At 71.7% G+C, this 367-nt stretch carries 1 protein-coding gene; it reads right to left on the bottom strand.

The features are described 5' to 3' along the window. Positions 1-20: 20 nt before the first annotated feature. Positions 21-367, bottom strand: a 347-nt coding sequence (locus AC1DUE_RS20835) for a hypothetical protein (protein ID WP_477041297.1), incomplete at its 5' end; no start/stop codon positions are given.

Raw genomic sequence — 367 nt, 5'->3', positions numbered from 1 at the left:
GCGTGGCTCCGGCCGGCCGTTCAGTCCGTGACGTCGATCTCGACCCGATTCGTCTCCACCCCGGCGGCCGTCACGACCTGTACGTCCACCAGTCCCGGTTCGACCTCCACCGGCACCGGCACGGTGAGCACGGTGTCCGCCGGGTTGGCGAAACCGCCTGCCACCGGGACCAGCGGGACATGGACATGGACCCGGCCGATCCGGACGACCACGCGAGCCAGCCGGTCCGGGGCCCCGGCGCCGGGCGGTACGAAACCTGCACCGCGGATCTCGATGTCGTCGCCGGTACGGATCGGTGCGTCCAGATCTCCGGGCTCCCGGGCCCGTACGACGGACAGCACGACCGGACGCCCGCCCTCTGTGTACT

This window comes from Cellulomonas sp. P4_A2 (assembly GCF_056402515.1).
The sequence above is the reverse complement of the archived record's forward strand: the minus strand, read 5'-3'. Positions and strand labels throughout refer to the sequence as shown.